Annotated in this window: 28 protein-coding genes and 1 tRNA gene; 10 read left to right on the forward strand and 19 right to left on the reverse strand. The window is 29.5% G+C overall.

From position 1 onward, the window contains the following. Positions 1 to 7: 7 nt before the first annotated feature. The 3 genes from AC8IG9_RS02365 to AC8IG9_RS02375 all read left to right on the forward strand — a co-directional run bounded on the left by AC8IG9_RS02365 (position 8) and on the right by AC8IG9_RS02375 (position 1,755). Positions 8 to 81 (forward strand) — tRNA-Gln (locus AC8IG9_RS02365). Positions 82 to 98: 17 nt separating this feature from the next. Next, positions 99 to 569 carry a GNAT family N-acetyltransferase gene (locus tag AC8IG9_RS02370; protein ID WP_507425219.1) on the forward strand — a complete coding sequence of 157 codons (471 nt, stop codon included), beginning with the start codon at positions 99 to 101 and terminating at the stop codon, positions 567 to 569. Positions 570 to 576: 7 nt separating this feature from the next. Further along, positions 577 to 1,755 carry a tRNA nucleotidyltransferase/poly(A) polymerase family protein gene (locus tag AC8IG9_RS02375; RefSeq protein WP_507425220.1) on the forward strand — a complete coding sequence of 393 codons (1,179 nt, stop codon included), beginning with the start codon at positions 577 to 579 and terminating at the stop codon, positions 1,753 to 1,755. 8 nt (positions 1,756 to 1,763) lie between these two features. On the opposite strand, the gene greA is transcribed toward AC8IG9_RS02375, so the two are convergent. Genes greA through AC8IG9_RS02390 form a run of 3 tightly spaced genes read right to left on the reverse strand, consistent with a single transcriptional unit; the run spans position 1,764 to position 3,549 of the window. Beyond that, a complete protein-coding gene (gene greA, locus AC8IG9_RS02380; protein WP_507425221.1) occupies positions 1,764 to 2,240 on the reverse strand; it encodes a transcription elongation factor GreA in 477 nt (158 codons plus the stop codon). 8 nt (positions 2,241 to 2,248) lie between these two features. After that, entirely contained in the window at positions 2,249 to 3,091 is an 843-nt protein-coding gene (gene hemF / locus AC8IG9_RS02385) for an oxygen-dependent coproporphyrinogen oxidase (RefSeq protein WP_507425222.1), read from the reverse strand. Between the two features lie 2 nt (positions 3,092 to 3,093). Next, a complete protein-coding gene (locus AC8IG9_RS02390) occupies positions 3,094 to 3,549 on the reverse strand; it encodes a tRNA (cytidine(34)-2'-O)-methyltransferase (protein ID WP_507425223.1) in 456 nt (151 codons plus the stop codon). 76 nt (positions 3,550 to 3,625) lie between these two features. Between AC8IG9_RS02390 and petA the strand changes: the two genes are divergently transcribed. The 3 genes from petA to AC8IG9_RS02405 are packed head-to-tail and all read left to right on the forward strand — an operon-like array spanning position 3,626 to position 6,249. After that, the gene (petA, locus tag AC8IG9_RS02395; protein ID WP_507425224.1) at positions 3,626 to 4,150 is read left to right on the forward strand and encodes a ubiquinol-cytochrome c reductase iron-sulfur subunit; all 525 of its coding nucleotides are present in this window, start codon (positions 3,626 to 3,628) and stop codon (positions 4,148 to 4,150) included. An 8-nt stretch (positions 4,151 to 4,158) separates the two neighbouring features. Next, on the forward strand, positions 4,159 to 5,460 hold the full coding sequence (locus AC8IG9_RS02400; RefSeq protein ID WP_507425225.1) for a cytochrome b: 1,302 nt from the start codon (positions 4,159 to 4,161) through the stop codon (positions 5,458 to 5,460). A 6-nt stretch (positions 5,461 to 5,466) separates the two neighbouring features. Further along, on the forward strand, positions 5,467 to 6,249 hold the full coding sequence (locus AC8IG9_RS02405) for a cytochrome c1 (RefSeq protein ID WP_507425226.1): 783 nt from the start codon (positions 5,467 to 5,469) through the stop codon (positions 6,247 to 6,249). Here AC8IG9_RS02405 and ychF read toward each other — a convergent pair. Genes ychF through lgt form a run of 7 tightly spaced genes read right to left on the reverse strand, consistent with a single transcriptional unit; the run spans position 6,226 to position 12,278 of the window. Next, positions 6,226 to 7,305, reverse strand: coding sequence for a redox-regulated ATPase YchF (ychF, locus tag AC8IG9_RS02410; RefSeq protein WP_507425227.1), 1,080 nt, complete (start codon positions 7,303 to 7,305; stop codon positions 6,226 to 6,228). The two genes, AC8IG9_RS02405 and ychF, sit on opposite strands and share 24 nt — an antisense overlap. Positions 7,306 to 7,311: 6 nt before the next feature. Beyond that, positions 7,312 to 7,869 (reverse strand): aminoacyl-tRNA hydrolase, encoded by a 558-nt coding sequence (pth, locus tag AC8IG9_RS02415; RefSeq protein ID WP_507425228.1) that lies wholly within the window; start codon positions 7,867 to 7,869, stop codon positions 7,312 to 7,314. Positions 7,870 to 7,876: 7 nt separating this feature from the next. Further along, the gene (locus tag AC8IG9_RS02420) at positions 7,877 to 8,638 is read right to left on the reverse strand and encodes a 50S ribosomal protein L25/general stress protein Ctc (RefSeq protein WP_507425229.1); all 762 of its coding nucleotides are present in this window, start codon (positions 8,636 to 8,638) and stop codon (positions 7,877 to 7,879) included. A gap of 57 nt (positions 8,639 to 8,695) precedes the next feature. After that, positions 8,696 to 9,628 (reverse strand): ribose-phosphate pyrophosphokinase, encoded by a 933-nt coding sequence (locus AC8IG9_RS02425; protein WP_507425230.1) that lies wholly within the window; start codon positions 9,626 to 9,628, stop codon positions 8,696 to 8,698. 37 nt (positions 9,629 to 9,665) lie between these two features. Next, a complete protein-coding gene (gene pgeF, locus AC8IG9_RS02430) occupies positions 9,666 to 10,427 on the reverse strand; it encodes a peptidoglycan editing factor PgeF (protein ID WP_507425231.1) in 762 nt (253 codons plus the stop codon). A gap of 2 nt (positions 10,428 to 10,429) precedes the next feature. Further along, positions 10,430 to 11,503 (reverse strand): SAM-dependent methyltransferase, encoded by a 1,074-nt coding sequence (locus AC8IG9_RS02435; protein WP_507425232.1) that lies wholly within the window; start codon positions 11,501 to 11,503, stop codon positions 10,430 to 10,432. Further along, positions 11,478 to 12,278 (reverse strand): prolipoprotein diacylglyceryl transferase, encoded by an 801-nt coding sequence (gene lgt / locus AC8IG9_RS02440; RefSeq protein ID WP_507425233.1) that lies wholly within the window; start codon positions 12,276 to 12,278, stop codon positions 11,478 to 11,480. Before lgt ends, AC8IG9_RS02435 begins: the two co-directional genes overlap by 26 nt. A gap of 47 nt (positions 12,279 to 12,325) precedes the next feature. Between lgt and AC8IG9_RS02445 the strand changes: the two genes are divergently transcribed. After that, positions 12,326 to 12,568 carry a hypothetical protein gene (locus AC8IG9_RS02445; RefSeq protein WP_507425234.1) on the forward strand — a complete coding sequence of 81 codons (243 nt, stop codon included), beginning with the start codon at positions 12,326 to 12,328 and terminating at the stop codon, positions 12,566 to 12,568. On the opposite strand, the gene AC8IG9_RS02450 is transcribed toward AC8IG9_RS02445, so the two are convergent. From AC8IG9_RS02450 to AC8IG9_RS02460, 3 genes are read right to left on the reverse strand one after another with little or no spacing between them, the layout of a single operon-like run. Beyond that, entirely contained in the window at positions 12,539 to 13,846 is a 1,308-nt protein-coding gene (locus AC8IG9_RS02450) for a sensor histidine kinase (RefSeq protein ID WP_507425235.1), read from the reverse strand. The genes AC8IG9_RS02445 and AC8IG9_RS02450 overlap by 30 nt on opposite strands. A 1-nt stretch (position 13,847) precedes the next feature. Continuing rightward, a complete protein-coding gene (locus AC8IG9_RS02455) occupies positions 13,848 to 14,528 on the reverse strand; it encodes a response regulator (protein ID WP_507425236.1) in 681 nt (226 codons plus the stop codon). Then, a complete protein-coding gene (locus AC8IG9_RS02460; RefSeq protein WP_507425237.1) occupies positions 14,521 to 14,958 on the reverse strand; it encodes a MarR family winged helix-turn-helix transcriptional regulator in 438 nt (145 codons plus the stop codon). The genes AC8IG9_RS02455 and AC8IG9_RS02460 overlap by 8 nt, the downstream gene beginning before the upstream one ends. Before the next feature lie 90 nt (positions 14,959 to 15,048). Between AC8IG9_RS02460 and AC8IG9_RS02465 the strand changes: the two genes are divergently transcribed. Continuing rightward, positions 15,049 to 15,933 (forward strand): branched-chain amino acid aminotransferase, encoded by an 885-nt coding sequence (locus AC8IG9_RS02465; RefSeq protein ID WP_507425238.1) that lies wholly within the window; start codon positions 15,049 to 15,051, stop codon positions 15,931 to 15,933. On the opposite strand, the gene pgsA is transcribed toward AC8IG9_RS02465, so the two are convergent. Genes pgsA through uvrB form a run of 5 tightly spaced genes read right to left on the reverse strand, consistent with a single transcriptional unit; the run spans position 15,930 to position 21,641 of the window. Further along, positions 15,930 to 16,481, reverse strand: a complete 552-nt coding sequence (gene pgsA / locus AC8IG9_RS02470) for a CDP-diacylglycerol--glycerol-3-phosphate 3-phosphatidyltransferase (protein WP_507425239.1) — start codon at positions 16,479 to 16,481, stop codon at positions 15,930 to 15,932. The two genes, AC8IG9_RS02465 and pgsA, sit on opposite strands and share 4 nt — an antisense overlap. Continuing rightward, positions 16,468 to 18,327, reverse strand: a complete 1,860-nt coding sequence (uvrC, locus tag AC8IG9_RS02475) for an excinuclease ABC subunit UvrC (protein WP_507425240.1) — start codon at positions 18,325 to 18,327, stop codon at positions 16,468 to 16,470. The genes pgsA and uvrC overlap by 14 nt, the downstream gene beginning before the upstream one ends. Beyond that, positions 18,314 to 18,733, reverse strand: a complete 420-nt coding sequence (locus AC8IG9_RS02480; RefSeq protein WP_507425241.1) for a dihydroneopterin aldolase — start codon at positions 18,731 to 18,733, stop codon at positions 18,314 to 18,316. Before AC8IG9_RS02480 ends, uvrC begins: the two co-directional genes overlap by 14 nt. Further along, on the reverse strand, positions 18,734 to 19,489 hold the full coding sequence (locus tag AC8IG9_RS02485; protein ID WP_507425242.1) for an SDR family oxidoreductase: 756 nt from the start codon (positions 19,487 to 19,489) through the stop codon (positions 18,734 to 18,736). Position 19,490: 1 nt separating this feature from the next. After that, entirely contained in the window at positions 19,491 to 21,641 is a 2,151-nt protein-coding gene (uvrB, locus tag AC8IG9_RS02490) for an excinuclease ABC subunit UvrB (RefSeq protein ID WP_507425243.1), read from the reverse strand. Between the two features lie 23 nt (positions 21,642 to 21,664). Between uvrB and AC8IG9_RS02495 the strand changes: the two genes are divergently transcribed. Continuing rightward, positions 21,665 to 22,882 carry a pyridoxal phosphate-dependent aminotransferase gene (locus AC8IG9_RS02495; protein ID WP_507425244.1) on the forward strand — a complete coding sequence of 406 codons (1,218 nt, stop codon included), beginning with the start codon at positions 21,665 to 21,667 and terminating at the stop codon, positions 22,880 to 22,882. A 2-nt stretch (positions 22,883 to 22,884) separates the two neighbouring features. Here the strand turns inward: AC8IG9_RS02495 and trxB are convergent, their stop codons facing one another. After that, on the reverse strand, positions 22,885 to 23,826 hold the full coding sequence (trxB, locus tag AC8IG9_RS02500; RefSeq protein WP_507425245.1) for a thioredoxin-disulfide reductase: 942 nt from the start codon (positions 23,824 to 23,826) through the stop codon (positions 22,885 to 22,887). 47 nt (positions 23,827 to 23,873) lie between these two features. Here trxB and AC8IG9_RS02505 point away from each other — a divergent pair, with 47 nt between their 5' ends. Continuing rightward, positions 23,874 to 24,818: a mitochondrial fission ELM1 family protein gene (locus AC8IG9_RS02505; protein ID WP_507425246.1), complete on the forward strand. Its 945-nt coding sequence runs from the start codon at positions 23,874 to 23,876 to the stop codon at positions 24,816 to 24,818. Position 24,819 lies beyond the last annotated feature (1 nt).

Raw genomic sequence — 24,819 nt, forward strand, 5'->3', positions numbered from 1 at the left:
TAAAAATTGGGGCTTAGCCAAGCGGTAAGGCAGCGGGTTTTGATCCCGCCATCCCAGGTTCGAATCCTGGAGCCCCAGCCAAGCTAATAATAATTACTGTGATCAGAGAAGAAAAAAAATTAGATAATAAAAAAATATTTTTACTTGAAGAAGATGTTTTGGGACCAGGTAAATACGCTAGACCCAGTTTCAGATTAAGAGAAAATCTTATATGTAATCAAAAGTATTCAAAGATTTATTGCAAAGGACAGAAAATAATTGGCAGCATTAGATATTTTAATTGTAAGATTGAAAATAACGAAGGTTTAATGTTGGGACCATTGATTGTTGATCAAAAATTCAAAGGGAGGGGGATAGGAAAAGAACTAGTCAACCAAAGCATCAAATTAGTTAATGATAAAAAAATTAGCTTTATTATTTTAATTGGAGAACTTGAATACTACAGTCAATTTGGTTTTGAGATAAATTATAATATATATTTTTCACTAAATGTTCGAAAAGAAAAAATTTTATTAAAAACGCTATCAGATATGAGTAATAATTTATCTGGCAAGATTGAGTTGTATTAATTTTTTAATGAAAAAAACATTTTTATTTTCAAAAGAAAATAAAAAATTAATTTCTATTTTAAATCCAATTAGTTCAAAAACTCATACGCAGTTTGTTGGTGGTTGCGTTAGAAAAGCTTTGGAAGGTAACTTAACCACAGATATTGATTTGGCAACTATCTACAAACCTCAAGAAGTAAGAAAAATTTTATTAAAAAATAATTATAGAGTTTTAGATTTAGGAATTAAATATGGGTCTATTACGACTTTTTCTAAGAATTATAGATACGAGATTACATCTTTAAGAGAGGATATAAACCCTGACGGTAGACATACCAAAATTAAATATACAAGTAATTGGTTAAATGATTCTTTAAGAAGAGATTTTACAATTAATGCAATTTATTGTGACAACTTCGGAAATATTTTTGATCCATTAAATGGGATTAAGGATTTGAAAAGTAAAAAGGTTAAGTTTATTGGAGATGCCAATTTAAGGATTAAAGAAGACCAACTAAGAATTTTGAGATTTATAAGATTTTCATTGGAATATGATACTAAAATTAAAGATAAAAAAGTTTTAAGCATTCTAAATAAGAATATTAAATTTTTAAGATTAATTTCCCCAGAAAGATTATTTATAGAGCTAAAAAAAATTTTAGAGCTTAAGAACTTAGAGGGCATCAATAGAAAAGATTATTTTAAGAAGATTATTAGCAAGGTTTACCAGTTAAGATTTTTTGAAAGATTAAGCAAAATAAAACTTTTTAAACTCAAATTAAATTATCTTCAGTTACTATCCATTTTGCTGGTTGGACATGATAAACGGCATCTTTATTTTTCTAAGCAGTTTAGATTATCTAATAAAGAGAAGAATTACCTTAATTTTATTTCTATGCAATTTAAGTTGTTAAAAAATATACCCTACGACGATAAGATAATTAAACAGCAAATATATTTTTATAAAAAAGAATTAACTCTAGATTTTTTAAATTTCTTTTTTTCTGTAACAAAAAAAATTAGTTATAAAAATTTAAAAAAATATAAATTATTTATCAAAAAATTTATAGTTTCTGTTTTTCCTATATCAGGAGATTTTTTAATTCGTAGAGGATTTAAGCAAGGAAAAGATCTTGGTAAAAAATTAGAGTCTTTAAAGAATTCTTGGATTAACAATGATTTTAAATTAAATTTAGATAAAATCTAATTTTTACATTAGAAATATTTAACTTCAATAATTTCGTAATTTTTCTCACCAGCAGGTGTATTTACAACAATAAAATCACCAGTATGTTTTGAAACAAGTTCTAATGCGATTGGTGATTTATAAAATAACAAACCTTCTTTTGCATTAGCTTCATCTTTTCCAACAATTTTATATTTTTTTTTCTCATTATTTTCCATATCTACCAAAATAACTGTTGATCCAAATATTACTTTGTTGTCATTTTTTATTTTTGTAACATCCACAACATTAGCAGTTGCTATTGTTGTTTCGATTTCTTGAATTCTTCTTTCATTGTGTCCTTGCTCTTCTTTTGCTGCATGATATTCAGCATTTTCTTTTAAATCTCCATGAGCTCGTGCCTCTGAAATAGCACTAACAATTTTAGGCCTAGTAATAGAAATTCTTTCTTGTAATTCGGCTTTAATTTTTTCCAGACCTTGTGGAGTAATTGGTTCTTTTTCCATTTAGTTTTTTACCATTTTGCAAGTGGAGGAAGCGACATAAAAATTGCTTCAATGTTTCCATTAGTGTTTAAGCCAAATTTAGTACCTCGATCATACAATAAGTTAAACTCCACATATCGTCCTCTTTTAATTAATTGCTTCTCCTTATCTTTGTCATTCCATTTTAAAAACATTTTTTTTTTTATTATGTCTGAAGAAACTTTTAAGAAAGTTAAACCAACATTTTTTGTATAATTAAAATCTTTATTCCAGTTATTTGAATTAAGATAATCAAAAAATATCCCACCGTCGCCCCTAGGTTCCTTTCTATGAGGTAAATAAAAATAATTATCGCAATTTTTTTTATGATTCGAATAATATTTTTTATTATGTAAGTCACACATTTGTTTAATTTTTGAATGAAAATATTTTTTTTGTTTTACGTCTTTAATGCAGGGTGTCATATCCATGCCACCACCAAACCACGATTTAGAAGTTACTATAAATCTTGTATTAAAATGAAATGCTGGAACTTTGGGATTTTTCATATGAGCAACAATAGATATTCCAGAGGCCCAAAAATTAGAATTCTTTAGAGCACCAGGGATTTTTTTTTTAAATTCATTACTCAATTTTCCAGATACTGTTGATATATTTACCCCAACCTTTTCAAAAACAGAACCATTATTCATCAGAGAGAATATGCCACCACCTTTAGATTGTCCGCCCGCTTTCCATTTTGTTCTTTTAAATAAATTTTTTTTTTTAGATTTTTTATATTCAATATCTTCATATTCTTTACAAATAAAATCTCTTAAATCTTTAAACCAATTTCTAGCAATAATTTTTTTTTCTTTTAAACTGATATTCATAATCAAATATTATAATAATTATTTTGCCTGAGAGCCTCAGATAATACAATAGAAATAGAAGTTACAATATTTAAAGATCTTGTGTTTTTAGAGATTGGTATTTTTAGTCTTTCCCCAGCCGTTTTATGAACGGAATCTGGAAGACCAGCACTTTCTCTTCCAAATAATAGCGTGTCACCTTTTTTAAAATTAAAATTATAATAATTTTTTTTAGCTTTAGTTGTTAAGAGAATTATTCTTTTATTTTTTTTACTTTTAATAAAATTTTCGAATGAGTCATGTCGTATAATTTTACATTTTGTATAATAATCCATGTAAATATTTTTGAGTCTTTTTTCATCAAATTGAAACCCACAAGGCTCAATAATTTCTAAGGTTGTATTTAAACATGCGCACAATCTTATGGTTGCAGCGGTATTTTGAGGAATATCGGGCTGAAATAATGCAATACTAATCATATTAAAAACTTATTATTTATGCGTCATTCTGGCTATGGAAAAGAAAATAGTTTAGAAATAGTTAAACTAAATAATTATGTCAGAAAATAATAATAATTCAGATAAAAAAAATAGAAGAGATTTTTTAACAGTAGCCACAGCAACCGTTGGAGCCGTTGGAGTTGGCGCTGTAGTTTGGCCGGTTGTAAGCCAAATGAATCCAGATTCTTCAGTTAAGGCTTTGGCATCTATTGAAGTAGATTTATCAAAAATTAAAGAAGGGCAGGAGATAACTGTTTTATGGAGAGGCAAGCCTGTCTTTATTAAAAAAAGAACCAAAGAAGAGATTGCAACAGCAGAAAAGGTTGATCTTAAAGAATTAAAAGATCCTCAGGCTGATAGCAAAAGAGTTAAGAAGCCAGAGTGGTTAGTTTTAGTTGGAGTTTGCACACACTTAGGATGTGTTCCAATTTCAGGTAAAGGTGATTTTGGTGGCTGGTTTTGCCCATGTCATGGATCTCATTATGATAGCTCAGGAAGAATTAGAAAAGGTCCAGCACCAGCAAATTTAGAAGTCCCAACTTATGAATTTGTTGGAGATAATAAAATTAAACTGGGATAAAATTTATTATGAGCAATAAAGGTTTTAATTCTGATAATAACGAAATTAAACCCGTTCATACAAATAAAGTAGGAGGATCTCCTTTTAAAGGTGTTGTTGGCTGGATAGATAATCGCCTGCCAATTATTAGAATGTTCAAGTATGAGTATTTAGATTTTCAAGTTCCAAAAAATTTAAGTTACTTCTGGAGTCTTGGAGGAATTTTAATGATTTGTTTAATTTTTTTAATTGTCACAGGTTTAGTTCTTGGAATGCACTACAAGCCTTCAGCTGAAGATGCCTTTGTATCTGTTGAAAAAATAATGAGAGATGTAAATTATGGTTGGCTAATTAGGTATGCTCATATGAATTTTGCTTCCTTCTTCTTCATTGCTGTTTACATGCATATTTTTAGAGGGTTATATTATGGATCATATAAAGAGCCTCGACAATTAATGTGGCTTATTGGGATAATAATTTTCTTTCTGATGATGGCCACAGCTTTTCTTGGTTATACTTTGCCTTGGGGACAAATGAGTTATTGGGGAGCAACGGTGATTACAAATTTATTTTCGGCCGTACCTTTAGTTGGAAAGTTTATTGTAACTTGGTTGTGGGGTGATTATGCAGTAGGTGATGCAGCGTTAAATCGTTTTTATGTACTACATTGGCTCTTAGCCTTTGGCATCCTTGGAGTGGTAATTTTTCACGTCATTGCATTACATATTGTTGGCTCAAATAATCCATCAGGCATTGAACCAATCGATACAAGAGACACAGTAAGCTTTGCTCCGTTTACTACAAGCAAAGATCTTTTTGCAATGCTAGTTTTTTTATTAATTTTTGTTTTAGTAATGATGTTTGCGCCTAATTATTTAGGCCATCCTGACAATTACATTCCTGCAAATCCTTTAATAACTCCAGCTCATATTGTTCCTGAGTGGTATTTTTTACCGTTCTACGCAATCCTTCGAAGTATTCCTGACAAACTTTTAGGAGTTATTGCAATGGTAAGTAGCATTGCAGTTCTAGGTCTATTACCTTGGCTAGATCTAAGTAAAGTTAGATCTTCAGTTTTTAGGCCAATATGGAAACAATTTATTTTCTTATTTGTTTTGGATTTTTTTTTACTTATGTATTGTGGAGGAATGCCAGCAGAAGGCATTTATGTTTTATTAAGTAGAATAGGTACAGTTTATTGGTTCTTATTTTTTTTAGTTATAGCCCCGGTGGTTTCTTTAACAGAAATCAGTTTACCTATGCCTAATAGCATCCATGAATATGAGGATTGGAAGAAACAGGGAAAAATTAAAACATTTAAAATTTTTTAGTTCAAAATGAAATCTTCATTAAAATTGTTTCTATTTTTTATATTAATTATTTCTTACTCTTTAACTGTTTTTTCTTCTGAGAAAGAAGTGAAGCTTTTAAAGCCACATTGGTCATTTGATGGTATTTTTGGAAAATTCGATAGAGCATCTTTACAAAGAGGCTACCAAGTCTACGCAGAAGTTTGCGCTTCGTGTCATTCAATGAAACTTTTAAGCTATAGAAATTTGGCTGAAGAAGGGGGGCCTGAATTTACAGAAGAAGAAGTAAAAGCTTTGGCGTCTAAAATAGAAGTGTTAGACGGTCCAAATGATAGTGGAGATATGTTCAAAAGAGCTGGAAAGCCATCAGATAAATTTTCAATGCCGTTTGCAAATGAAAAAGCGGCTCGATCAGCAAATGGAGGTGCATACCCGCCAGATATGTCGGTTCTTATAAAAGCAAGAGCAGGTGGAGCAGATTATGTTTATTCTGTTCTGCTTGGGTATGACAAAACTCCAAAAGACATCAAACTTGAGGATGGCGTTTATTATAATAAATATATGCCAGGTAATAAAATTAAGATGCCAAAACCATTAAACAAAGATTCTGTAAAATACTCTGATGATACCGAAGCCACAGAAGAACAAATGGCAAAAGATGTTGTTACATTCTTAACTTGGGCAGCAGAACCTCATTTAGAAGCTAGAAATAGAATAGGATTTAAAACAACAATATATTTATTAATTTTGACAGTGCTTGTTTACTTAGTTAAACAAAAGGTGTGGTTACGTATTAAACCTAAAGTGTAACACATCTCCATCAGCAACTTCATATTCTTTTCCTTCAACTCTCAATTTTCCGTTATCACGAGCTCCAGACTCACCATTATACTGAATGTAGTCCACATAAGGGATAACTTCTGCTCTAATAAACCCCTTCTTAAAATCTGAATGAATTACTTCAGCGGCATCAGGAGCTTTGCATTTTTTTTCAATAGTCCATGCATGCGTTTCTTTAGGGCCTACAGTAAAATATGTGCTGAGGTTTAATATTTTGTATCCTGCTTTTATTATTTGATCTAAACCAGATTCCTGTATTCCTATTTCTTTCATAAATTGAGTTGCTTCAGAATCTTGTAATTCAGTAATTTGCTGTTCAATTTCTGCAGACACAATAACTACTGTGTCGTCTTTAAAAGTTTCTTTTACATTTTTAGAGTAAGAATTTCCTGTGCTTACGCTATTCTCGTCAACATTGCATACTAGAATTCTTGGTTTAGTAGATAATATGCCTAAATTTTTAATTAATTTTTTATAAAATTTCTTCTCTAAGTTTTCAGGTCTTATCCCTTTTTTTAAATTTTCATAAACATCTTCTAAGATTTCAAAAGTATCTTTATTTAATTCGTTATTTTTATTCTTCTTTTGTGAAAGTCTTTTTTCTACAGACTCAAGGTCTGATATCATCATCTCTGTTTCTACAGTTTCAAGATCTCTTATAGGGTCTACAGTTTTATTAACATTTTGAATTTCACTTGAATCAAAACATCTTAACATATGAATAACAGCATCTACTTCTCTTATGTTTGCTAGGAATTTATTTCCAAGTCCCTCACCCTTGGATGCTCCAGCTACAAGGCCAGCTATATCTACAAATGTTATATAAGTAGGAATAATTTTTTCAGATTTTGCAATTTTAGAAAGTTTGTATAATCTTTCATCAGGTACGGTTACTACGCCAACATTAGGTTCAATCGTGCAGAATGGAAAATTAGCAGCTTGCGCATTTTTAGATTTTGTTAGCGCATTAAATAATGTTGATTTACCGACATTAGGCAATCCTACAATTCCACATTTAAAACTCATACAGAACTACTGATTGCTCTTAATAGTAAACTCGTCTAGTTTTTTTTCTATAAGAAAGTTTATATTTTTAAAGATTTTCTTAATAACCTGATCAATTATTGTTTTTTCTTCTTCAGTGAAATCATTAAGAACATGTTTATCAACTAACTCTTTATCACCAGGATGGCCAATACCAATTCTAATTCTATTATAATCGGGCCCTATAGAGTCATCTATAGATTTGATTCCATTATGACCACCACTAGAACCACCTATTTTTGCTTTGATCTTTCCAATTTCAATATCCATGTCATCATGAAAAACAAAAATATTATTAGTCTTAATTCGATGATAGTCAGTTATTTCTCGAATACACATTCCTGAATTATTCATAAAGGTTAGAGGTTTTACTACTATTACTTTCTGATCTTGAACTTGACCGTTAGTTAATAGACCTTTGAATTTTGGTTTTTGTTTTGAAAGGCCAAAATTTTTATTTAAACAATCAATAAGTTTAAAACCTACATTATGTCTATTATTTGCATGTTTTGGATCTGGATTTCCTAACCCCGCAAATAATAACATTTAAATGTTATTTCTTTTTATCTGCAGGAGCAGCGGCAGGTTTTTTGCCGGCATCAGGAGATTTCGCAGCATCGCCACCAGCTTTCTTAGCGTCAGCAGCTGCTTTAGCATCGCCAGCGGCAGGAGCGGCTCCTTCAGCAGGAGCAGCAGCATCACCAGCGGCCGCAGCTTCTGTTCCAGCAGCAGCTGGTTCAGGCTCTTTAACAACTGTAGGAGCGGCTATAGTCGCTATAGTAAAATCTCGATCACTAATTATAGGTTTTGCACCCTCAGGTAATTTTACAGCGGATATGTGAATACTTTCATTCATTTCTCTATTAGTCAGATCAACGATGATTTCAGACGGTATATTTTCTGCAGCGCATCTTAATTCTATTTTTCTTCTTACAATGTTCAAAACACCGCCCATTTTTAATCCCGGGCAGTTTTCATTATTAATAAATTTTACAGGAATATTTACTGTTACTTTTGTTCCAGCTTTAATCTTTTGGAAGTCAATATGGATTGGTTCATTATTTAGTGGATGAAAATTAATGTCTTTCGGTAATACTTTGTATTTTGAACCGTTAATGTCTATTTCTATAACTGAACTCATAAAGTTCGATGCTTCTAGTAATTTTTTAACAGATATTTTTTTAACTGATAAAGGTAAGTTTTTTTCTTTATCACCATATAAAATTCCAGGAAGAAAACCTTCCAATCTTAACTTCTTAAGATCTCCTTTAGTATTAATTTTTCTTTCTGAGGCTTCGAGCTTTAAATTTTCCATATAACTAAGACCGCCTGTTTTATATTAACTTCAAAAAAAAAACAAGTTATAGTTATTTTATTTGAATAAGCTTGAAACTGAAGTTGATTGAGATATTCGCTTTATAGCTTCCGCAATTAATGGAGCAATACTAACAACCTCTATTTTGGAATTTCCCTTAATTTTTTTTGTATTATCAATAGTATTAGTGATGACAATCTTTTTCATCTTAGATCTTTTAATCCTATCAATAGCCGATCCGGTAAGAACTCCGTGAACAACGTAGCAATAAACTTCTTTTGCACCTTTTTCTATTAGCGCATCAGCGGCATTGCAGATTGTTCCACCACTATCAATTAAATCATCAATAATAATACAAGATTTATTTTTAACTTCTCCAATAACATTCATAACTTCTGATTGTCCTGGACCCTCTCTTCTTTTATCAATAATAGCTAAGCCAGCATCCAATCGCTTACCAAGTGCTCTTGCTCTTTCCACGCCTCCAACGTCTGGAGCAACACAAACTATATTTTTAGTGCTTATATTTTTTAGTATGTGTTTTACAAAAACAGGTGCAGCAAATAAATTATCAACTGGAATATCAAAGAAACCCTGAATCTGATTTGCATGAAGATCCATAGTTAAAACTCTATTAGCTCCAGCGTTAGTAATTAAGTTTGAAACTAATTTTGCACTAATAGGTGATCTTGGCACAACTTTTCTATCTTGTCTTGCGTAACCAAAATACGGAATTACAGCTGTTATATTTTTAGCAGAAGATCTTCTTAAGGAGTCGATGCATATTAACAACTCCATAATATTGTCGTTAGCAGGATAAGAAGTTGATTGTATTAAAAATACATCATTGCCTCTCATATTTTCTTTTATCTCAACATAGACTTCTGAATCCGCAAATCGCGTGATCATTCTTTCAGCGGGTTTAGTTTTTAAATATTTGCAGATTTCAGTGCTTAAGGAAATATTGCTGGTTCCAGATAAAATTTTCATGAGATGTTTTTATATAATTTTATAATTAGTTAATCAATTAATATCTGTAAATCACAGAAATACATCTTCCGTAATCTACTTCATTATTATGCACAGATCTTCTGTAGCTAAAAAAGTTTTTATAATTACTATAAGTGTCTTTATTAATATGCTCAATATTTCTATTGAGGACTCCTAACTTTAGAAATTTATTATTAACAAACATGCGAAGATTAAAATGAATTTTATTATTAAGAATTTTAAAATATTTTTTATAATTAGAATTTTTATTTTTAATTTCATTTACAAAATCTTTTTTAACCTCGTAACTTTTTTGTGATATGCAAGGGCCAACAGCTACGATCAAATCTGACAGTTTTGACCCTTTCTTTTTAAAAGCTTTAATTAGATTATCAATGATACCGGTATTAGCTCCTTTCCAACCTGAGTGAATAGCAGCTATAGTTTTATTTTTTTTATCAGCAACTAATATTGGAACGCAATCGGCGGTTAATATTCCAAAAGCAAATTTTGAGACAGTCGTTATAATTCCATCTGCTTTATATCTTTTTTTAATTAATAGATTATCAAAATCAATAACTTTATTACTATGATATTGTTTTAGCAGAACTAGATTGTTTAATTTGCAGCCAGTTTTTTTTGCTACAATTTTAATATTATTTTTAACAAGTATTTTTTGATCACTAGAGCCCAATCCGCAGTTTAAACTTTTATAAATTCCTTTAGAGACGCCATTTTTTCTTGAAAAAAAGAAACTTTTAATGCCAGGTATTTTATTTATTTTTTTTGAACAAAACATAACTAAATAAAACCAAGATTAAATTTACAATCTTTTTTTGCAAATGACAAAACATGAAAAGCATTGCCCATCTCTTTCGGATTGAGTAATTTATTTATACTTAAAATTAAATTTTTATTATTTAAAAGTCCGTTGTTTTTTATTACTTGATTTGCTCTTTCCATAATTCCCATTCTTTGCAAAAAGAAACTTTGCCTTACACTCCCAATATTTTTAATATTATTTTTATTAAAAATATTTTTTAAAATATTAAAATTAACGTCTGATGTAATATCGCAATTAGTGTAGTTTCTAAGCAAGTTGACAATTTTATGATTTTTTATTGCTCTAATTGTATCTTTTCCAATTGCGCTTGAGTAGCCATAGTCAAACATCAAAAAGATTCCTTTATTACTTTTCATAATCTTTGATATTGCGTTAACATAAAGATCAATATTTGTCGGGTATTCTATAACTTTACTTTTGTTAAGATTGTAAAAATTAGAGTACTTCTTAAGAGCTTTATTGTTAGTTTTTTTTGGATAGTAACTAATTTTTGAGTTTTTTTTATTTGAAAAAGAAACGCATTGCTCATACCAGTTTCCTTCTTTTTTTAAAAACTGCTTTATAGGAAAAGCATCAAAAAATTCATTTGCAATAATTACTGTTGGATATTTATTAATTTTATTAAGATTATTTATCCAGAAAATATTCTGAAGATTTCTTAAATTATTTTTTTGATCTTTTATTAATTTTTCACTTTTTTCGTGTAAATAAATTGTTATATCTGCATCAAAAGTTTTTATTTTTTTAATAGCATTAATAATTTGTTTAATCATATCCCCATTCCCAGGACCTAATTCTAGTATATTAATTTTTTTTGGTTTTTTTAGGTAAATCCAATAAGATACAAACCATACGGATAACATTTCAGAGAAAATACTTGATATAATTGGTGAGGTTATAAAATCTCCCTCACGGCCAAATATTTCTTTTTTTTGATAATAACCAAGATTTTTTTTGTATAATGCTAAATCAATAAAATCATCTAGTGGAATAAATTTCTTTTTATTAAAAGATTTTTCTATGTAATTCATTTTTAATTACTTTAAACGCAATGATTCCAAAAATTAAGAAGCATAAACTTATACAAGTGCCCAAAGATAAGTTAAAAATGACATAACCTATATGCTTGTCAGGCTCTCTAAATACTTCAGATGCGATTCTGAATATAGAATAAAAAATTAAAAAATAACAAGATAGCTCTCCGTTAAATAGTTTTTTTTTATATTTTAAGATTAAATTAAGTAATAAAAATAATAACAAACCTTCTAGAAAAGCCTCGTAAAGTTGAGACGGATGTCTTGGCTCCATATCTATTTTAGGAAAAACTACTCCATATTCAGAAAATGTTTTTTTCCCATATAGCTCTCCATTTATAAAGTTAGCAATTCTACCTAGAAATATTCCAAAAGGGGCAACGCAAGTGATAATGTCTGTTAAAACTAGTATTTTAATTTTACTTTTTTTTGCAAAAAAAATTGTTGCTATATAAACACCAATAGCTCCGCCGTGAAATGACATTCCTCCTTGCCATAAAAATAATACTTCGATGGGGTTATGCAAATAATAGTTAAAATTATAAAAAAGAATATAACCAGTTCTGCCACCTAAAATAATTCCTAAAATTACGTAAATTAAAAAATTATCAAAGTTCTTAATGTTAATATTTTCTTTATTCCAATAACTTTTTATTAGATGTTTTGCGTAATAAAATCCAAAAAATATACCAATAATATATGCTAAAGAGTACCAGCGCACTTCTAAGAAACCAAAATTAACAATAATGGGGTTTAGATTATGAATAAACATTTAATTAATATTAAAATTATTTATAACTATATCATTAGTAAAAATATATGAACAATTATAAAAAAGTTATTAATGATTTTGTAAATCTACTCCAAACAGGAGTACTTACTGCAAAAGATATTAAGCAAGAAGCGATTAATATTTTTAAATTTAAAATAGAAAATATTAAAAATCGTTTTAACATTTCGTCCACAGAAGAACTTGATGCATTAAAGATAAAGATTGATAAATTAAACTTAGAAATTAAAGAATTAAAAAATTTAATTAGGAAAAGATATAGATACTCGTAAACCCTTGCCTTTGGGGTTGTCTATTAATTTTACTGTTCCGCCATGAGAATTAACAATATCCTCAACAATCGAAAGTCCTAGTCCAACGTTACTCTCATTTATAGAACTTGATTTGTCTACTCTATAAAATGGTCTAAAAACATTTTCCTTATGTTCATCGGCTATTCCGGGTCCATCATCATCAATATTAATTTGAATACTTTTTTTCATATTTTTACATGTAATTAAAATATTTTTAGAATATTTTTGAGAGTTATTGATGATATTGGCAATGCATCTTCTAATAAGATTTTTTCTCCCAGAAAAAATGACTTGTTTCGGACTTTTTATTTTAATATTTTTTTTAAAACTTTTACTTATTAAAGATTGAATTAGTTTTATTATGTCAAATTTTTCAACAGGTTGAGAATATTGGTTTCTTGCAAAATCAAGATATTCATTAATCATCTTCTCCATTTCAGCGACTTCTTCTTTTAATGAATTTAATTTTTTATCTTTATTAAGCAGTTCAATTTGTAGCTTTAATCTTGTAAGAGGAGTTTTTAAGTCGTGACTAATACCGGACAGCATAGCTGTTCTTTGGCTAATATATTTTAAAATTCTTCTTTTCATTTTCTCGAATTCGAAAGAAGCCTGTCTGATTTCGAGAGCTCCAGATACTTTAAAATCACTATCGAATTGACCTTTTCCAAATCTTTCCGCAGCTTGAGACAACTGAATAATAGGCCTTACCTGATTGCGTAAAAATATTATTGAAATAATAAGAAATATTAGTGATGGTATAGTAATCCAAAGGGCAAAAATTCTTCCTGAGGTAGATCTTATTTTTGATTTAGGTATTAAAAATTCAATAATTTCATTTTCATTTAGAACCAAAACTTGAACAAAATCGCTATCAAATCTCACATTATGCCAGTAAGGCTTTTTTAATTTATCGGAGAATTCCTCTAAAACAATTTTGTCATATAAACTGTACCATTTTACAGTATTTTTCGAAGGTAATTTTTCTAATTCTTTTTTGAAGCTTATGGATATTCCGCTTTTTTCTTTATAGATTTTAATTAATTCGTTAATCTTTTTTTTGTTTTTAAACTCTGGGTAAACGACCAGAAATGTATTTATTTCTCCAATAGCTGATCTAACAAGTCCCTTATTCGTTTTGAACCAGATACTATCAAAAAAAACTATGCCAACAACAATTTGAATTAAAATTATTGGTGCTATTACAATGAGTAATGATCTAACAAGTAAAGTTCTAGGGAATATTCTTCTTAACATTTCAGTCTAGCCACAAAACATATCCTGTCCCACGTACTGTTTGAAGATACTTGGGATTTTTGGGATCTGGTTCAATTTTTTGTCTTAGTCTTGTTACCAGTACATCAATACTTCTCTCTTGTGTTAAATGTGTAATTTTTGATATTTCTTCTCGTGAAAATATTTTTCCAGCAGAACTAATCATATTTTCTAGCAAAGTTTTCTCACTAGCATTAATTTTTGTTATTTTTTTATCTTTTTGAATTTCCATTTTTTTAAGGTTAATATTTGCTTTTCCAATTTTAATAGGTGTTATTATGCTATTATTCTTTTTTATTCTTTTAATTATATTTTTGATTCTTAGTAGTAATTCTTTTGGTTCAAATGGTTTTGGTAAATAATCTTCCGCTCCAACTTCTAGACCTTTAATTCTGTCTTCACTTTCACCTTTTGCCGTGAGAAGAATAATTGGAAGATCAATCGTTTCTCTTATTTCTTTTGTGAGTTGCAATCCATCCTTTCCAGGCATCATAATATCGATAATTGCTAAATCGAATTTAACAATTTTTAGTTTTCCCTCAGCATCAGCAGCATCTATTGCGGTTGACACAAAAAAATTATTAATTTTTAAATATTGCTTTAATAACTCACGAATTTTATCGTCATCATCAACAATCAGTATATGTATTTTTGGATTATCCATTAATTATTTTTTTCATAATTGATTTAAAGTTGTAAACTTCATCAGAGGTTGAATTCTTTAAGGCATTCATAACTCTTTTCTTTTGTTTATTAAATATTTCACCACATAATTTTATTCCTTTATCGGTCAACACTAGCTCTCTTTGTCTTCCATCTTTTGTTCCTTTTTTTTGTAGAATAATGTTTTTCTTAATTAAATCTTGCAAAACTCTACTTAAACTTTGTTTTGTAATTTTTAATTTTCTCAAAATATCTGCAATACTGATATTGGGATTGCCTTCTATAATGCATAGCAATCTATGATGAGCTCTGCCAAAAGAATTTTTTTTTAGAACTTCATGTGGATCAGAATAGGAATCTATGTATGCTTGAAAAATAAGTTCTATAATTTCTTTTAAACTTTTTTCTCTTAAATATAAAAGATCTTTCATTTTAAAATTATATTCTACGTCAGTTTTATTGACATATCTACTTTACTTATTTACCAATACAATTTTAATTATTTATCAGTTAGCATTTTAATGGAACCAATTCCTTTCGACAAAAGATCTGGCAAAATTTGGTATAATGGAAAATTAGTTGAGTGGAAGGACGCCAACGTTCATATTTTGAATCATGGGCTGCATTATGCAAGCTGCGTTTTTGAAGGCGAAAGAGTTTATGGGGGTGAAATTTTTAAACTAAGAGAACATACCGACAGACTCGTTCATTCTGCAAAAAGAATGGGAATGACAATTCCTTATTCCGCAGATGAAATAGATAAAGCCAGTAAAGAAATTGTTTCTGTGCAAAATGTTACAAATGGTTATGTGAGACCCGTTGTTTGGAGGGGAAGTGAAATGATGGCCATTTCTGCACAAAAAAATAAAATTCATATGGCTATAGCAACATGGGAATGGGGATCGTATTTTGATCCGCAAATTAAGATCAAAGGAATAAAATTAGATATATCAAAGTGGGTAAAGCCTTCTCCTAACTCAATTCCTTGGGATACTAAAGCTTCAGGTCTATATATGATCTCAACATTGTCAAAACACGAAGCTGAGAAAAATGGTTATCATGATTCACTAATGATGGACTACCAAGGTAATATTGCTGAAGCTACAGGTGCAAATATTTTTTTTATTAATAGTTCAAAAAATGAAATTCACACTCCAATACCAGATTCATTTTTAGATGGAATAACTAGAAGAACCATCATTGATATCGCAAAAAAAATACAGGTTAAAGTTGTTGAAAGAAAAATTAAACCAAATGAAATGGAAGGGTTTGATTCTTGTTTTTTAACTGGAACTGCTGCAGAAGTGACGCCGGTTTCTCAGATTGGAGAATTTAAATTTAAGGTAGTAGAGCTTATTAGTAAACTTGATGATTATTATTTAAAGCTTGTTAATAGAAAAATTTAATCAATAAAGTCTATACCTTTTCGTAAATAGGCGTATCCAGTATACAGCGTAAGTATTGCTGACATCCAAAGCAGATATATCCCCAATTGAATACCGTAACCAAACAAAAGTTTATTACCACTTTCTCCTGCTAGTAAAACTGATATTGCAATCATTTGTATTACAGTTTTTCCTTTAGATAAATTTGTAACAGGAATATAAATTTGCGCTTTAGCTAGAAACTCTCTTAAACCTGATATTAAAATTTCTCTAGTAATTATAATAATAGCTGCAATTACAGAAAAATGTTTGATAGTTTGATTCATTATTAAAAGTGCAAGAGCTGTTGCAACCAAGACTTTGTCGGCTATTGGATCCAGTAATTCACCAAATTTTGATTGCTGCTTATATAGTCGTGCAAAAAAACCATCCAGATAATCAGTGAAGGCTGCCACAACAAATATAAAGCATGACAACCAATCACTCCATTCCCCAGGAAAATAAAAAATAACAACTAGTACTGGAGCGATAAGAATTCTGCCAATTGTTAAAATATTAGGAATTTTCATTTTTTGACATTAAGTTACTTTTGTTAAAAAAATTGTAAACTTTATTTGCCACTAAATCACTTATACCATGCACTTTTTTTATGTCTTCAATGCTAGCACTCTCCATTAATCTTGCAGAACCAAAGTGATTTAATAGTAATTTCTTTCTTTTTTTCCCAACTCCTTCAATCTTATCAAGAGCAGATTGGGTGAAGCTGTTTTTTCTATTAATTCTATGTGAAAAAATAGCAAATCTGTGAGCTTCATCGCGTAATCTTTGTAAAAAAAATAATAATACATTGTCATTAATTTTAATCTTTTTATTATTATAGTGAAAAGTCTCATCTCCCTGATTTCTTCTTTTACCTTTAGCAATTGCAATCATATTTAGATTAAAATGACCAAGTTCATCTAGAATTTTTCTTGCTACGTTATAATGACCTTTGCCACCATCAATTACAATCAAATCTGGTAACTCATTTTCGCGATTTGGTTTTATTTTTGAAAATCTTCTAGAGATAACTTCTTTAAGCATTCCATAATCATCCCCAGGGTTAATATCAGTTTTTGATATATTAAATTTTCTATATTTTCTCTTAACAAATCCATTTTTTGAAAAAACAACAAATGAACCAACGGCGTTGAGTCCTTGAATATGACTGTTGTCATAAATTTCAATTAGATTTGGATTAAAGCCTAAATTAAATTCTTTATTAATTAAGGATAAAAAATGATCATTATTTTCATTTTCTAATAATTTTTTCTCCAAGGCTAGCTGAGCATTTTTAATAGCTAATTTTATTGCAAGATTTTCTGTATTATTTTTTGCAGTCTTAATATTAATTTTTTTGTTATATTTTTTTTCTAAAGCAGTTTTGATTAGTTCTAAATCTTTAATTTTTTTGCTTAAAACAATTTCTTCTGGAGGGATTTTATTCTCATAAAATTGGGTTAAAAAAGAATAAATAATTTCGTCTAAATTATCATCTTTATCGTGTTTTGGAAAAAAGGCTTGGTTACCCCAATTTTGTTTTGATCTATAAAAAAATACTTCGATACAAGTGATATTATTTTTTTGAAAGGCAACAATAAGATCTGCATTATTAAAATTATTTTTATTAATTTGTTGAGATGATTGAATTTGAGTTAATGCTTTTATTCTATCTCTAATAATTGCTGCTTTTTCATAATTAAATTTTTTACTTTCAATTTCCATTTCTTTTGAAAGTTTTTTTTGTATAAGTGCAGATTTTCCGTTTAAAAAATTAACGCTATCCTCAACAAGTTTATTATAATCTTTTTGGTTAATCTCATTTGTGCATGGCGCGGAGCATCTTTTGATTTGATAAAGAATGCATGGTCTCTTTCTGTTGTTAAATATTGAATCATCGCACACTCTGATTAAAAAAACTTTTTGCAAAGTTTTTATTGTCCAGCTTGCTGAACCCGCGGACGCGAATGGACCAAAAAAAATATCATTCTTATTTTGTTTGCCTCTAAATTTTGTAATTTGAGGAAACGAATGTGATTTTGTTAGCTGAATATAAGGAAAGGATTTGTCATCTTTTAATAAAATATTATAACGAGGCTGGTTTTTTTTTATAAGATTAGCTTCAAGCAATAATGCTTCAGCTTCATTTTGAGTTGCAGTAAATTCTAAGTTTTTTGTACTTGAGATCATTCTTTCAGTTCTAATAGGCAAATGCGAAGAGGTGATATAGCTGTTTAATCTATTAGGTAGATTTTTTGCTTTTCCTACGTAAATTATAGTGTTTTTGTCGTCTAGCATTTTATAAACGCCGGGACCGTTAGAGAGAAATTGAATTTTACTTCTTATAATCTCTTTTCCTTGTTCAAGATTTTTCATGCTCACTTCTTGTTTTGAAGAATTCTATGCCAACAGATTCGGTATTTTTAATTATATCTAATTTTTCAATCTTAATTTTGATGTCTAAAATATTTTTATTTTTAAAGATTTCATTCATAAAATCATTTGCAAAAGATTCCAGAAAACTATATTTTTTTTTTAAAAGAAGATCTATTCTTTGAATTACTTCTTCATAGTTAATTACTGAGCTCAAGTTCCCGTCAATAACTTTTCTTTGACCACTAAGAATTTCAACATTAAATCTTAATTTTTGAGGCTTTAATTTCTCAAAAGAATGATAGCCAATAATGGCTTTGCAAACATAATTTTTAATAAAAATTATTTCTTTAGATTTGGATTTTTTTTTATTTTCAAATAGTTTTATGATATTTGTCTTATTTTTCATTTATTCGTTGACTCCGACAATATCTGGAGTTTTCCAATTAAGGCTTTGACCGCTATCTACTGCAATAACTTGCCCAGTAATTGTTTCACTGCTTGCTAAGAGATACGCGGTTTTACATATGTCTTCAATTTTGACATTCTTTCCAAGCAAGGTATTTTTTGACTGCTTGTTAAAATGCTTTTGGGTCTGTCTTTTATTTTTAAGGACGGGGCCTGGAGCAATAGCATTAACTCTAATTTTTGGAGCTAATTTCATGGCAGAAGTCTTTGTCAGGATGTGCAGTGCTGTTTTACTAATAGTGTAAGAAAAAAAATAAGGTGTCAGCTTAAATATTCTTTGATCAAGAATATTAATGATTGATTTGTTATTAGATAAATTTTTAATCTTTGAGAATTCTTTAATAAGAAGAGCGGGCGCAAGCAAATTAATTTTTATGTGATTATCCCAGCTTTTTTCATTAAAATTTAAAATATCATCATTGTTAAAAATAGAGGCGTTATTAATTATACAATCAATACTTCCTAATTTTTTTTTGGTCTCAATTATTATTTTTTTTATTTTTTTTGTATTTAAAAGGTTAGCCTGAATACAAGCGCATTTTACTCCATGCTCTTCTATTTCATTTTTAAGAGCAATAGCCTGCTTCTTTGATTTGTTAAAGTGTATAGCGATATTCCAGCCCATGTTCGCAAAATATAAACATAGCTCTCTACCAATTCTTTGAGACGATCCTGTGATTAAAATGCTTTTATTCATCTTACTTTTTTCTTTTTGCAATCATTCCAGCTTTACCTTGGGTTGATCTTCCAATTAATTCTTTTTGAACATTATTGTTATAAACTTTAATTTTACTACTCATATTAATTTCTAACTCTCTTTCTTGAAGTTTTCTTATTTCATCTCTTATTTTCGCTGCTTGTTCAAATTCTAGATTATCAGCTGCTTTTTTCATTTCTTTATCTAACATTTTTAGATGTTTTTTAAGGTTTCCACCAACAGGAATATCATTACTGAAAGTGACATAATCTTTTTCAAAAACACCTTCAAGAATATCATTAATTTTTGATTTTATGGATTGGGCAGTAATTTTATTTTTTTTATTATATTCAATTTGCTTATCTCTACGCCTGTTAGTTTCCCCAATGGCTTTTTTGATACTTTGAGTTTCTTTATCAGCATACAAAATAACTCTTCCATCAACATTTCTTGCAGCCCGACCAATTGTTTGTATTAAAGATCTCTCTGATCTTAAAAACCCTTCTTTATCAGCGTCTAAAATTGCAACAAGAGAACATTCGGGTATATCCAATCCTTCTCTTAGTAGATTAATTCCGACCAAAACATCAAATACTCCAAGTCTCAAATCTCTGATAATTTCTATTCTTTCTAGCGTATCAATGTCAGAATGCATGTAACGAACCTTAACTCCATTCTCATCAAGGTACTCAGTTAGATCCTCAGCCATTTTTTTAGTAAGTGTGGTAGCAAGTACTCTTTGATTATTTTTTGCAACATTAAGACATTCATTTAATAAATCATCAACTTGATTTTTAGCCGGTCTAATAAAAATTTGCGGATCTATAAGTCCCGTAGGTCTTATAATTTGTTCTGCAAAAACTCCTTTGCTTTGTTTTAATTCCCATTCGCTTGGAGTTGCTGAAACAAATATTGTTTGTGGCCTCATCATATCCCATTCTTCAAATTTTAATGGTCTATTATCCATGCAAGAAGGAAGTCTAAAACCATAATCAGATAAAGTTTTTTTTCTAGTATGATCGCCTTTGTACATTCCATTTAGTTGAGGAATAGTAACATGACTTTCATCGACAAATACCAAGCAGTTATCAGGTAGATATTCAAACAAAGTTGGTGGTGGTTCACCAGGATTTCTACCAGATAAAAATCTTGAATAATTTTCTATTCCAGCACAACTTCCGGTCGCTTCAATCATTTCAAGATCGTATCTAGTTCTTTCCTCTAAACGCTGTGCTTCTAAAAGTTTCTTTTCGCTTCTAAATTTTTCTAAAGTGACAACAAGTTCTTTTTTAATTTCTTTAATTGCCTTTTCTATTGTTGGCCTAGGAGTAATGTAATGACTATTTCCATATAATTTTATTAAATTAATTTCTTGTTTGTCAGCACCAGTTAATGGATCAAAAGATTTTATTTGGATTATTTTATTATTCTCAATTGTAATTCTCCAAGCTTCATCTTCATAATGAGAAGGAAAAACCTCTATATTTTCTCCACGAACTCTAAAAGTTCCCCTATAGAAATTCTGATCATTTCTTTTGTACTGTAGCTCAACAAGTCCTTTAATTATTTTATCTCTTTCATAACTTTCATTTTTTTTAAAAATTAAAGTCATTTTGCTATAAGAATCTACCGATCCTAGTCCGTAAATGCATGATACGCTTGAAACAATAATCACATCATCTCTTTCTAAAAGAGATCTGGTTGCTGAATGTCTCATCCTATCTATTTGCTCATTAATGGAAGCTTCTTTTTCTATATAAGTATCAGATCTTGGAACGTATGCTTCGGGAGTGTAGTAGTCATAATAAGAGACAAAATATTCAACCGCATTATTAGGAAAAAAGTTTTTCATTTCACCATATAATTGCGCAGCTAAAGTTTTATTTGGGGCAAGAATCAAGGCCGGTCGATTTAGTTCTTCAATGATTTTGGCCATTGTAAAAGTTTTTCCAGAACCTGTTACACCAAGCAAAACTTGATTTTTTTTGTTGTTTAATATTTCTGTTTTTAAAAAAGAAATAGCCTTTGGTTGATCACCAGCAGGAGTGTATTCAGTTATTAGTTGAAATTTTTTTCCACCCTCTAATTTTTTTGAAGAAAGTTCTTTCGTATTTGATTTTTCTAATATATTAGTACCCGAAAGATTTTGCATATTCCAAAATATAATTAATTTAGATGTCTATACTATCAACTTCTTTATCGAGAATAAAAGAATCTCCTACAATTGCAATTACTCAGAAAGCTAGACTGTTAAAAGAAAGTGGAAAGGAAGTAATAGCATTAGCATCAGGAGAACCGGATTTTGATACACCAAATAATATAAAAGAAGCCGCAATTAAAGCCATTAAAGAAGGTCAGACAAAATATACAGCTGTTGATGGAACCCCAGAGTTAAAAAAAGCCATAGTCAATAAATTCAAAAGAGAAAATAATTTAAGTTTTGATGTAGATAATATTACAGTTGGAACAGGTGGTAAGCAGGTAATTTATAATTGCATTCTTGCAACAATTAATTCCGGTGATGAAGTTATAATTCCAGCACCTTATTGGGTTTCATATCCTGACATGGTTCTATTAGCTGGAGGAACGCCAAAATTTGTAGAATGTGATGAGCAAAGCAATTTTAAAATTTCTGCTGATCAGCTTGATAAATTAATAACGAATAAAACAAAATGGTTTATTTTAAATTCCCCAGGCAATCCAACTGGGATGTGCTATTCCAGATCAGAATTAACTGAATTAGTTAAGGTTTTAAAAAAACATAAACATGTAAATATTTTAACAGATGATATTTACGAGCACATTCTTTACCAAGACAAAGGTGCAAACGATTCAAGATTTGTAAATATTTTAGAAATAGACGATTCTTTAAAAGACAGAACTTTAGTTGTAAATGGTGTAAGTAAAGCTTATGCAATGACAGGATGGAGAATTGGTTATGCTGCCGGTCCAAAAGAATTGATCAAAGCAATACAAAAAATTCAATCTCAATCTACAACCAATCCATCTTCTGTTAGCCAGGCAGCCGCAGTCGAGGCTTTGAATGGTGATCAAAGCTTTATTAATCCTAGAGCTTTAGAATTTAAAAAAAGAAGAGATTTTGTCGTTAATGCTTTAAATAATATTAAAGGATTAACCTGCGTTAATCCTGAAGGTGCATTCTATGTTTTTCCAAATTGTAAAAAATTAATGAATAAAAAAACATCTAGTGGAAAGATTATTAAAAATGACACGGATTTTGCAACTTACCTATTAGAAGAAACAGGAGTTGCTATTGTTCAGGGTTCAGCTTTTGGGTTAGAAGGTTATTTTAGAATTTCTTATGCAACTTCTATGCAGGTTTTAGAGAAAGCTGTAATAAAAATTAAAAGTTTTTGTGAAAGTTTAAAATAGTCTTAGTGATTAGATAGATATTTTTCGGCCTCAAGAGCAGCCATACATCCCATTCCGGCAGCGGTAACGGCTTGTCTGTAGATCTTATCTTTAACATCTCCTGCAGCAAATACTCCTGGTATATTAGTTTTTGTAGAATCAGGCTGAGTTATTAAGTAACCACTGCTATCCATATTAATTTGTCCTTTAAACAAAGCTGTTGCTGGATCATGTCCGATAGCAACAAAAAGCCCATGTGTTTGAAGCTCTGTGATTGCATTCGTTTTGATATTTTTCAATTTAACAGCAGTTACTCCTTTAGGATTCTCTGTTCCAATTATTTCCGAGACAACACTATCCCAAATCACATTAATTTTAGGATTAGAAAATAATTTTTTTTGTAATAATTTCTCTGCCTTTAATTCACTTTTTCTGTGAACTAGCGTTATTTTTTTTGCAAAATTTGTAAGGAATAAAGATTCCTCAACTGCTGAATTTCCACCACCCACTACAACAACATCTCTATTTTTATAGAAGAAGCCATCACAAGTTGCGCATGCAGAAACACCAAATCCTTTATATTTTTCTTCTGTATCTAAGTTTAGCCATCTGGCTTGAGCTCCTGTGGAAATAATAATGCTTTCAGCAAAGTAATGAGTTCCAGAATCTCCAATAAGTTCAAAAGGTTTTTTATTAAAATTAACTTTGGAAATATGATCTTCAATAAATTTTGTTCCAACTTTCAAAGCCTGTTCCTTCATTTGTTCCATTAGCCAAGGACCTTGTATTACATCTGAAAATCCAGGAAAATTTTCAACATCTGTAGTAATTGTTAACTGCCCGCCAGGTTGTGATCCTGCGATTAAAACTGGCTCAAGCATTGCTCTTGCGGCATATATCGCAGCGGTATATCCAGCAGGACCTGACCCAACGATTATTACTTTATTTACCTTATCGACATTCATTGTAGATTTTAATTAATAATACTTATAATTAATTATCATTTTAAACAATGAGATATTTTAAAGCATTATTATTGACAGATGGTAACCATGGTATGGTAAGCCAAGTACAAGGTTTAGCAAAAGCTTTGCAATTAGATTTTAATCATTGTTTTGTAAATTTAAAAAAACCGTGGAATTTTTTTCCTATAAATCTGGTTCCTGTTAATAAGTCTGTTATTGACGGTAAAATTCCAGATCAAATAGAGAATCAAGTACTAATTTCATGCGGAAAGAATGGTATTATTCCTTCTTTATTTTTAAAAAGAAATAATAAAAATCTATTTAATATTCACATTCAAAATCCCGGTGTGAATTTTTCAAATTTTGATTTAGTCGTTGCTCCGGAGCATGATAAAATAAATGGAAATAATGTATTAAATACATTTGGAGCTCTTCATTATATAGAAAAGAAAGAAATAGATAACAGCGCTAATTTTTTTTCAAAGTATAATTTATCCGAAAATAACAAGCTCGTTACTTTAGTTCTGGGTGGACCTAATAGATATTATGATTTTAATGAAATTGATCTTGGTAATATTTTTATATCTATAAAAAATAATTTTTTAAATAAAGATTTTAAATTAATTATTATTTCATCAAGAAGAACCCCTGATAATATTATTAATTTTGCTAAAAAGTTTTTTTTAAATTCGGTAACTATTATTGATTTTGTTAGCAAAGAAGCTTACTTGTCTGCTCTCAAGTTATCCAAAATAATCATTGTAACTTGCGATTCTATTTCAATGATTTCTGAGTGTGCAATCACACAAAAGCCAATATTTGTGGCTAAAATGAAAGCCAAATTAGGAAACGGCAAATTCGAATACTTTTTAAATAGTTTTAAAGAAAAAGGAATTATTAGATTTTTAGGTGAAAATATAGATTATTGGAGTTATCCTGTCTTAGATGAGGCAAATCGAATTGCGAAAATAATAAAAGAAAGGTTAAATTAAC

It is taken from the genome of Candidatus Allofontibacter sp., assembly GCF_040404065.1.
Taxonomy (GTDB): Bacteria; Pseudomonadota; Alphaproteobacteria; order Pelagibacterales; family Pelagibacteraceae; genus Fontibacterium.

What these genes read in the sequence shown, in the direction of transcription:
- AC8IG9_RS02375 (WP_507425220.1), top strand. Translation starts at nt 577, where the DNA reads ATGAAAAAAACATTTTTATTTTCAAAAGAAAATAAAAAATTAATTTCT.
- greA (WP_507425221.1), bottom strand. Translation starts at nt 2,240, where the DNA reads ATGGAAAAAGAACCAATTACTCCACAAGGTCTGGAAAAAATTAAAGCC.
- hemF (WP_507425222.1), bottom strand. Translation starts at nt 3,091, where the DNA reads ATGAATATCAGTTTAAAAGAAAAAAAAATTATTGCTAGAAATTGGTTT.
- AC8IG9_RS02390 (WP_507425223.1), bottom strand. Translation starts at nt 3,549, where the DNA reads ATGATTAGTATTGCATTATTTCAGCCCGATATTCCTCAAAATACCGCT.
- petA (WP_507425224.1), top strand. Translation starts at nt 3,626, where the DNA reads ATGTCAGAAAATAATAATAATTCAGATAAAAAAAATAGAAGAGATTTT.
- AC8IG9_RS02400 (WP_507425225.1), top strand. Translation starts at nt 4,159, where the DNA reads ATGAGCAATAAAGGTTTTAATTCTGATAATAACGAAATTAAACCCGTT.
- AC8IG9_RS02405 (WP_507425226.1), top strand. Translation starts at nt 5,467, where the DNA reads ATGAAATCTTCATTAAAATTGTTTCTATTTTTTATATTAATTATTTCT.
- ychF (WP_507425227.1), bottom strand. Translation starts at nt 7,305, where the DNA reads ATGAGTTTTAAATGTGGAATTGTAGGATTGCCTAATGTCGGTAAATCA.
- pth (WP_507425228.1), bottom strand. Translation starts at nt 7,869, where the DNA reads ATGTTATTATTTGCGGGGTTAGGAAATCCAGATCCAAAACATGCAAAT.
- AC8IG9_RS02420 (WP_507425229.1), bottom strand. Translation starts at nt 8,638, where the DNA reads ATGGAAAATTTAAAGCTCGAAGCCTCAGAAAGAAAAATTAATACTAAA.
- AC8IG9_RS02425 (WP_507425230.1), bottom strand. Translation starts at nt 9,628, where the DNA reads ATGAAAATTTTATCTGGAACCAGCAATATTTCCTTAAGCACTGAAATC.
- pgeF (WP_507425231.1), bottom strand. Translation starts at nt 10,427, where the DNA reads ATGTTTTGTTCAAAAAAAATAAATAAAATACCTGGCATTAAAAGTTTC.
- AC8IG9_RS02435 (WP_507425232.1), bottom strand. Translation starts at nt 11,503, where the DNA reads ATGAATTACATAGAAAAATCTTTTAATAAAAAGAAATTTATTCCACTA.
- lgt (WP_507425233.1), bottom strand. Translation starts at nt 12,278, where the DNA reads ATGTTTATTCATAATCTAAACCCCATTATTGTTAATTTTGGTTTCTTA.
- AC8IG9_RS02445 (WP_507425234.1), top strand. Translation starts at nt 12,326, where the DNA reads ATGAACAATTATAAAAAAGTTATTAATGATTTTGTAAATCTACTCCAA.
- AC8IG9_RS02450 (WP_507425235.1), bottom strand. Translation starts at nt 13,846, where the DNA reads ATGTTAAGAAGAATATTCCCTAGAACTTTACTTGTTAGATCATTACTC.
- AC8IG9_RS02455 (WP_507425236.1), bottom strand. Translation starts at nt 14,528, where the DNA reads ATGGATAATCCAAAAATACATATACTGATTGTTGATGATGACGATAAA.
- AC8IG9_RS02460 (WP_507425237.1), bottom strand. Translation starts at nt 14,958, where the DNA reads ATGAAAGATCTTTTATATTTAAGAGAAAAAAGTTTAAAAGAAATTATA.
- AC8IG9_RS02465 (WP_507425238.1), top strand. Translation starts at nt 15,049, where the DNA reads ATGGAACCAATTCCTTTCGACAAAAGATCTGGCAAAATTTGGTATAAT.
- pgsA (WP_507425239.1), bottom strand. Translation starts at nt 16,481, where the DNA reads ATGAAAATTCCTAATATTTTAACAATTGGCAGAATTCTTATCGCTCCA.
- uvrC (WP_507425240.1), bottom strand. Translation starts at nt 18,327, where the DNA reads ATGAAAAATCTTGAACAAGGAAAAGAGATTATAAGAAGTAAAATTCAA.
- AC8IG9_RS02480 (WP_507425241.1), bottom strand. Translation starts at nt 18,733, where the DNA reads ATGAAAAATAAGACAAATATCATAAAACTATTTGAAAATAAAAAAAAA.
- AC8IG9_RS02485 (WP_507425242.1), bottom strand. Translation starts at nt 19,489, where the DNA reads ATGAATAAAAGCATTTTAATCACAGGATCGTCTCAAAGAATTGGTAGA.
- uvrB (WP_507425243.1), bottom strand. Translation starts at nt 21,641, where the DNA reads ATGCAAAATCTTTCGGGTACTAATATATTAGAAAAATCAAATACGAAA.
- AC8IG9_RS02495 (WP_507425244.1), top strand. Translation starts at nt 21,665, where the DNA reads ATGTCTATACTATCAACTTCTTTATCGAGAATAAAAGAATCTCCTACA.
- trxB (WP_507425245.1), bottom strand. Translation starts at nt 23,826, where the DNA reads ATGAATGTCGATAAGGTAAATAAAGTAATAATCGTTGGGTCAGGTCCT.
- AC8IG9_RS02505 (WP_507425246.1), top strand. Translation starts at nt 23,874, where the DNA reads ATGAGATATTTTAAAGCATTATTATTGACAGATGGTAACCATGGTATG.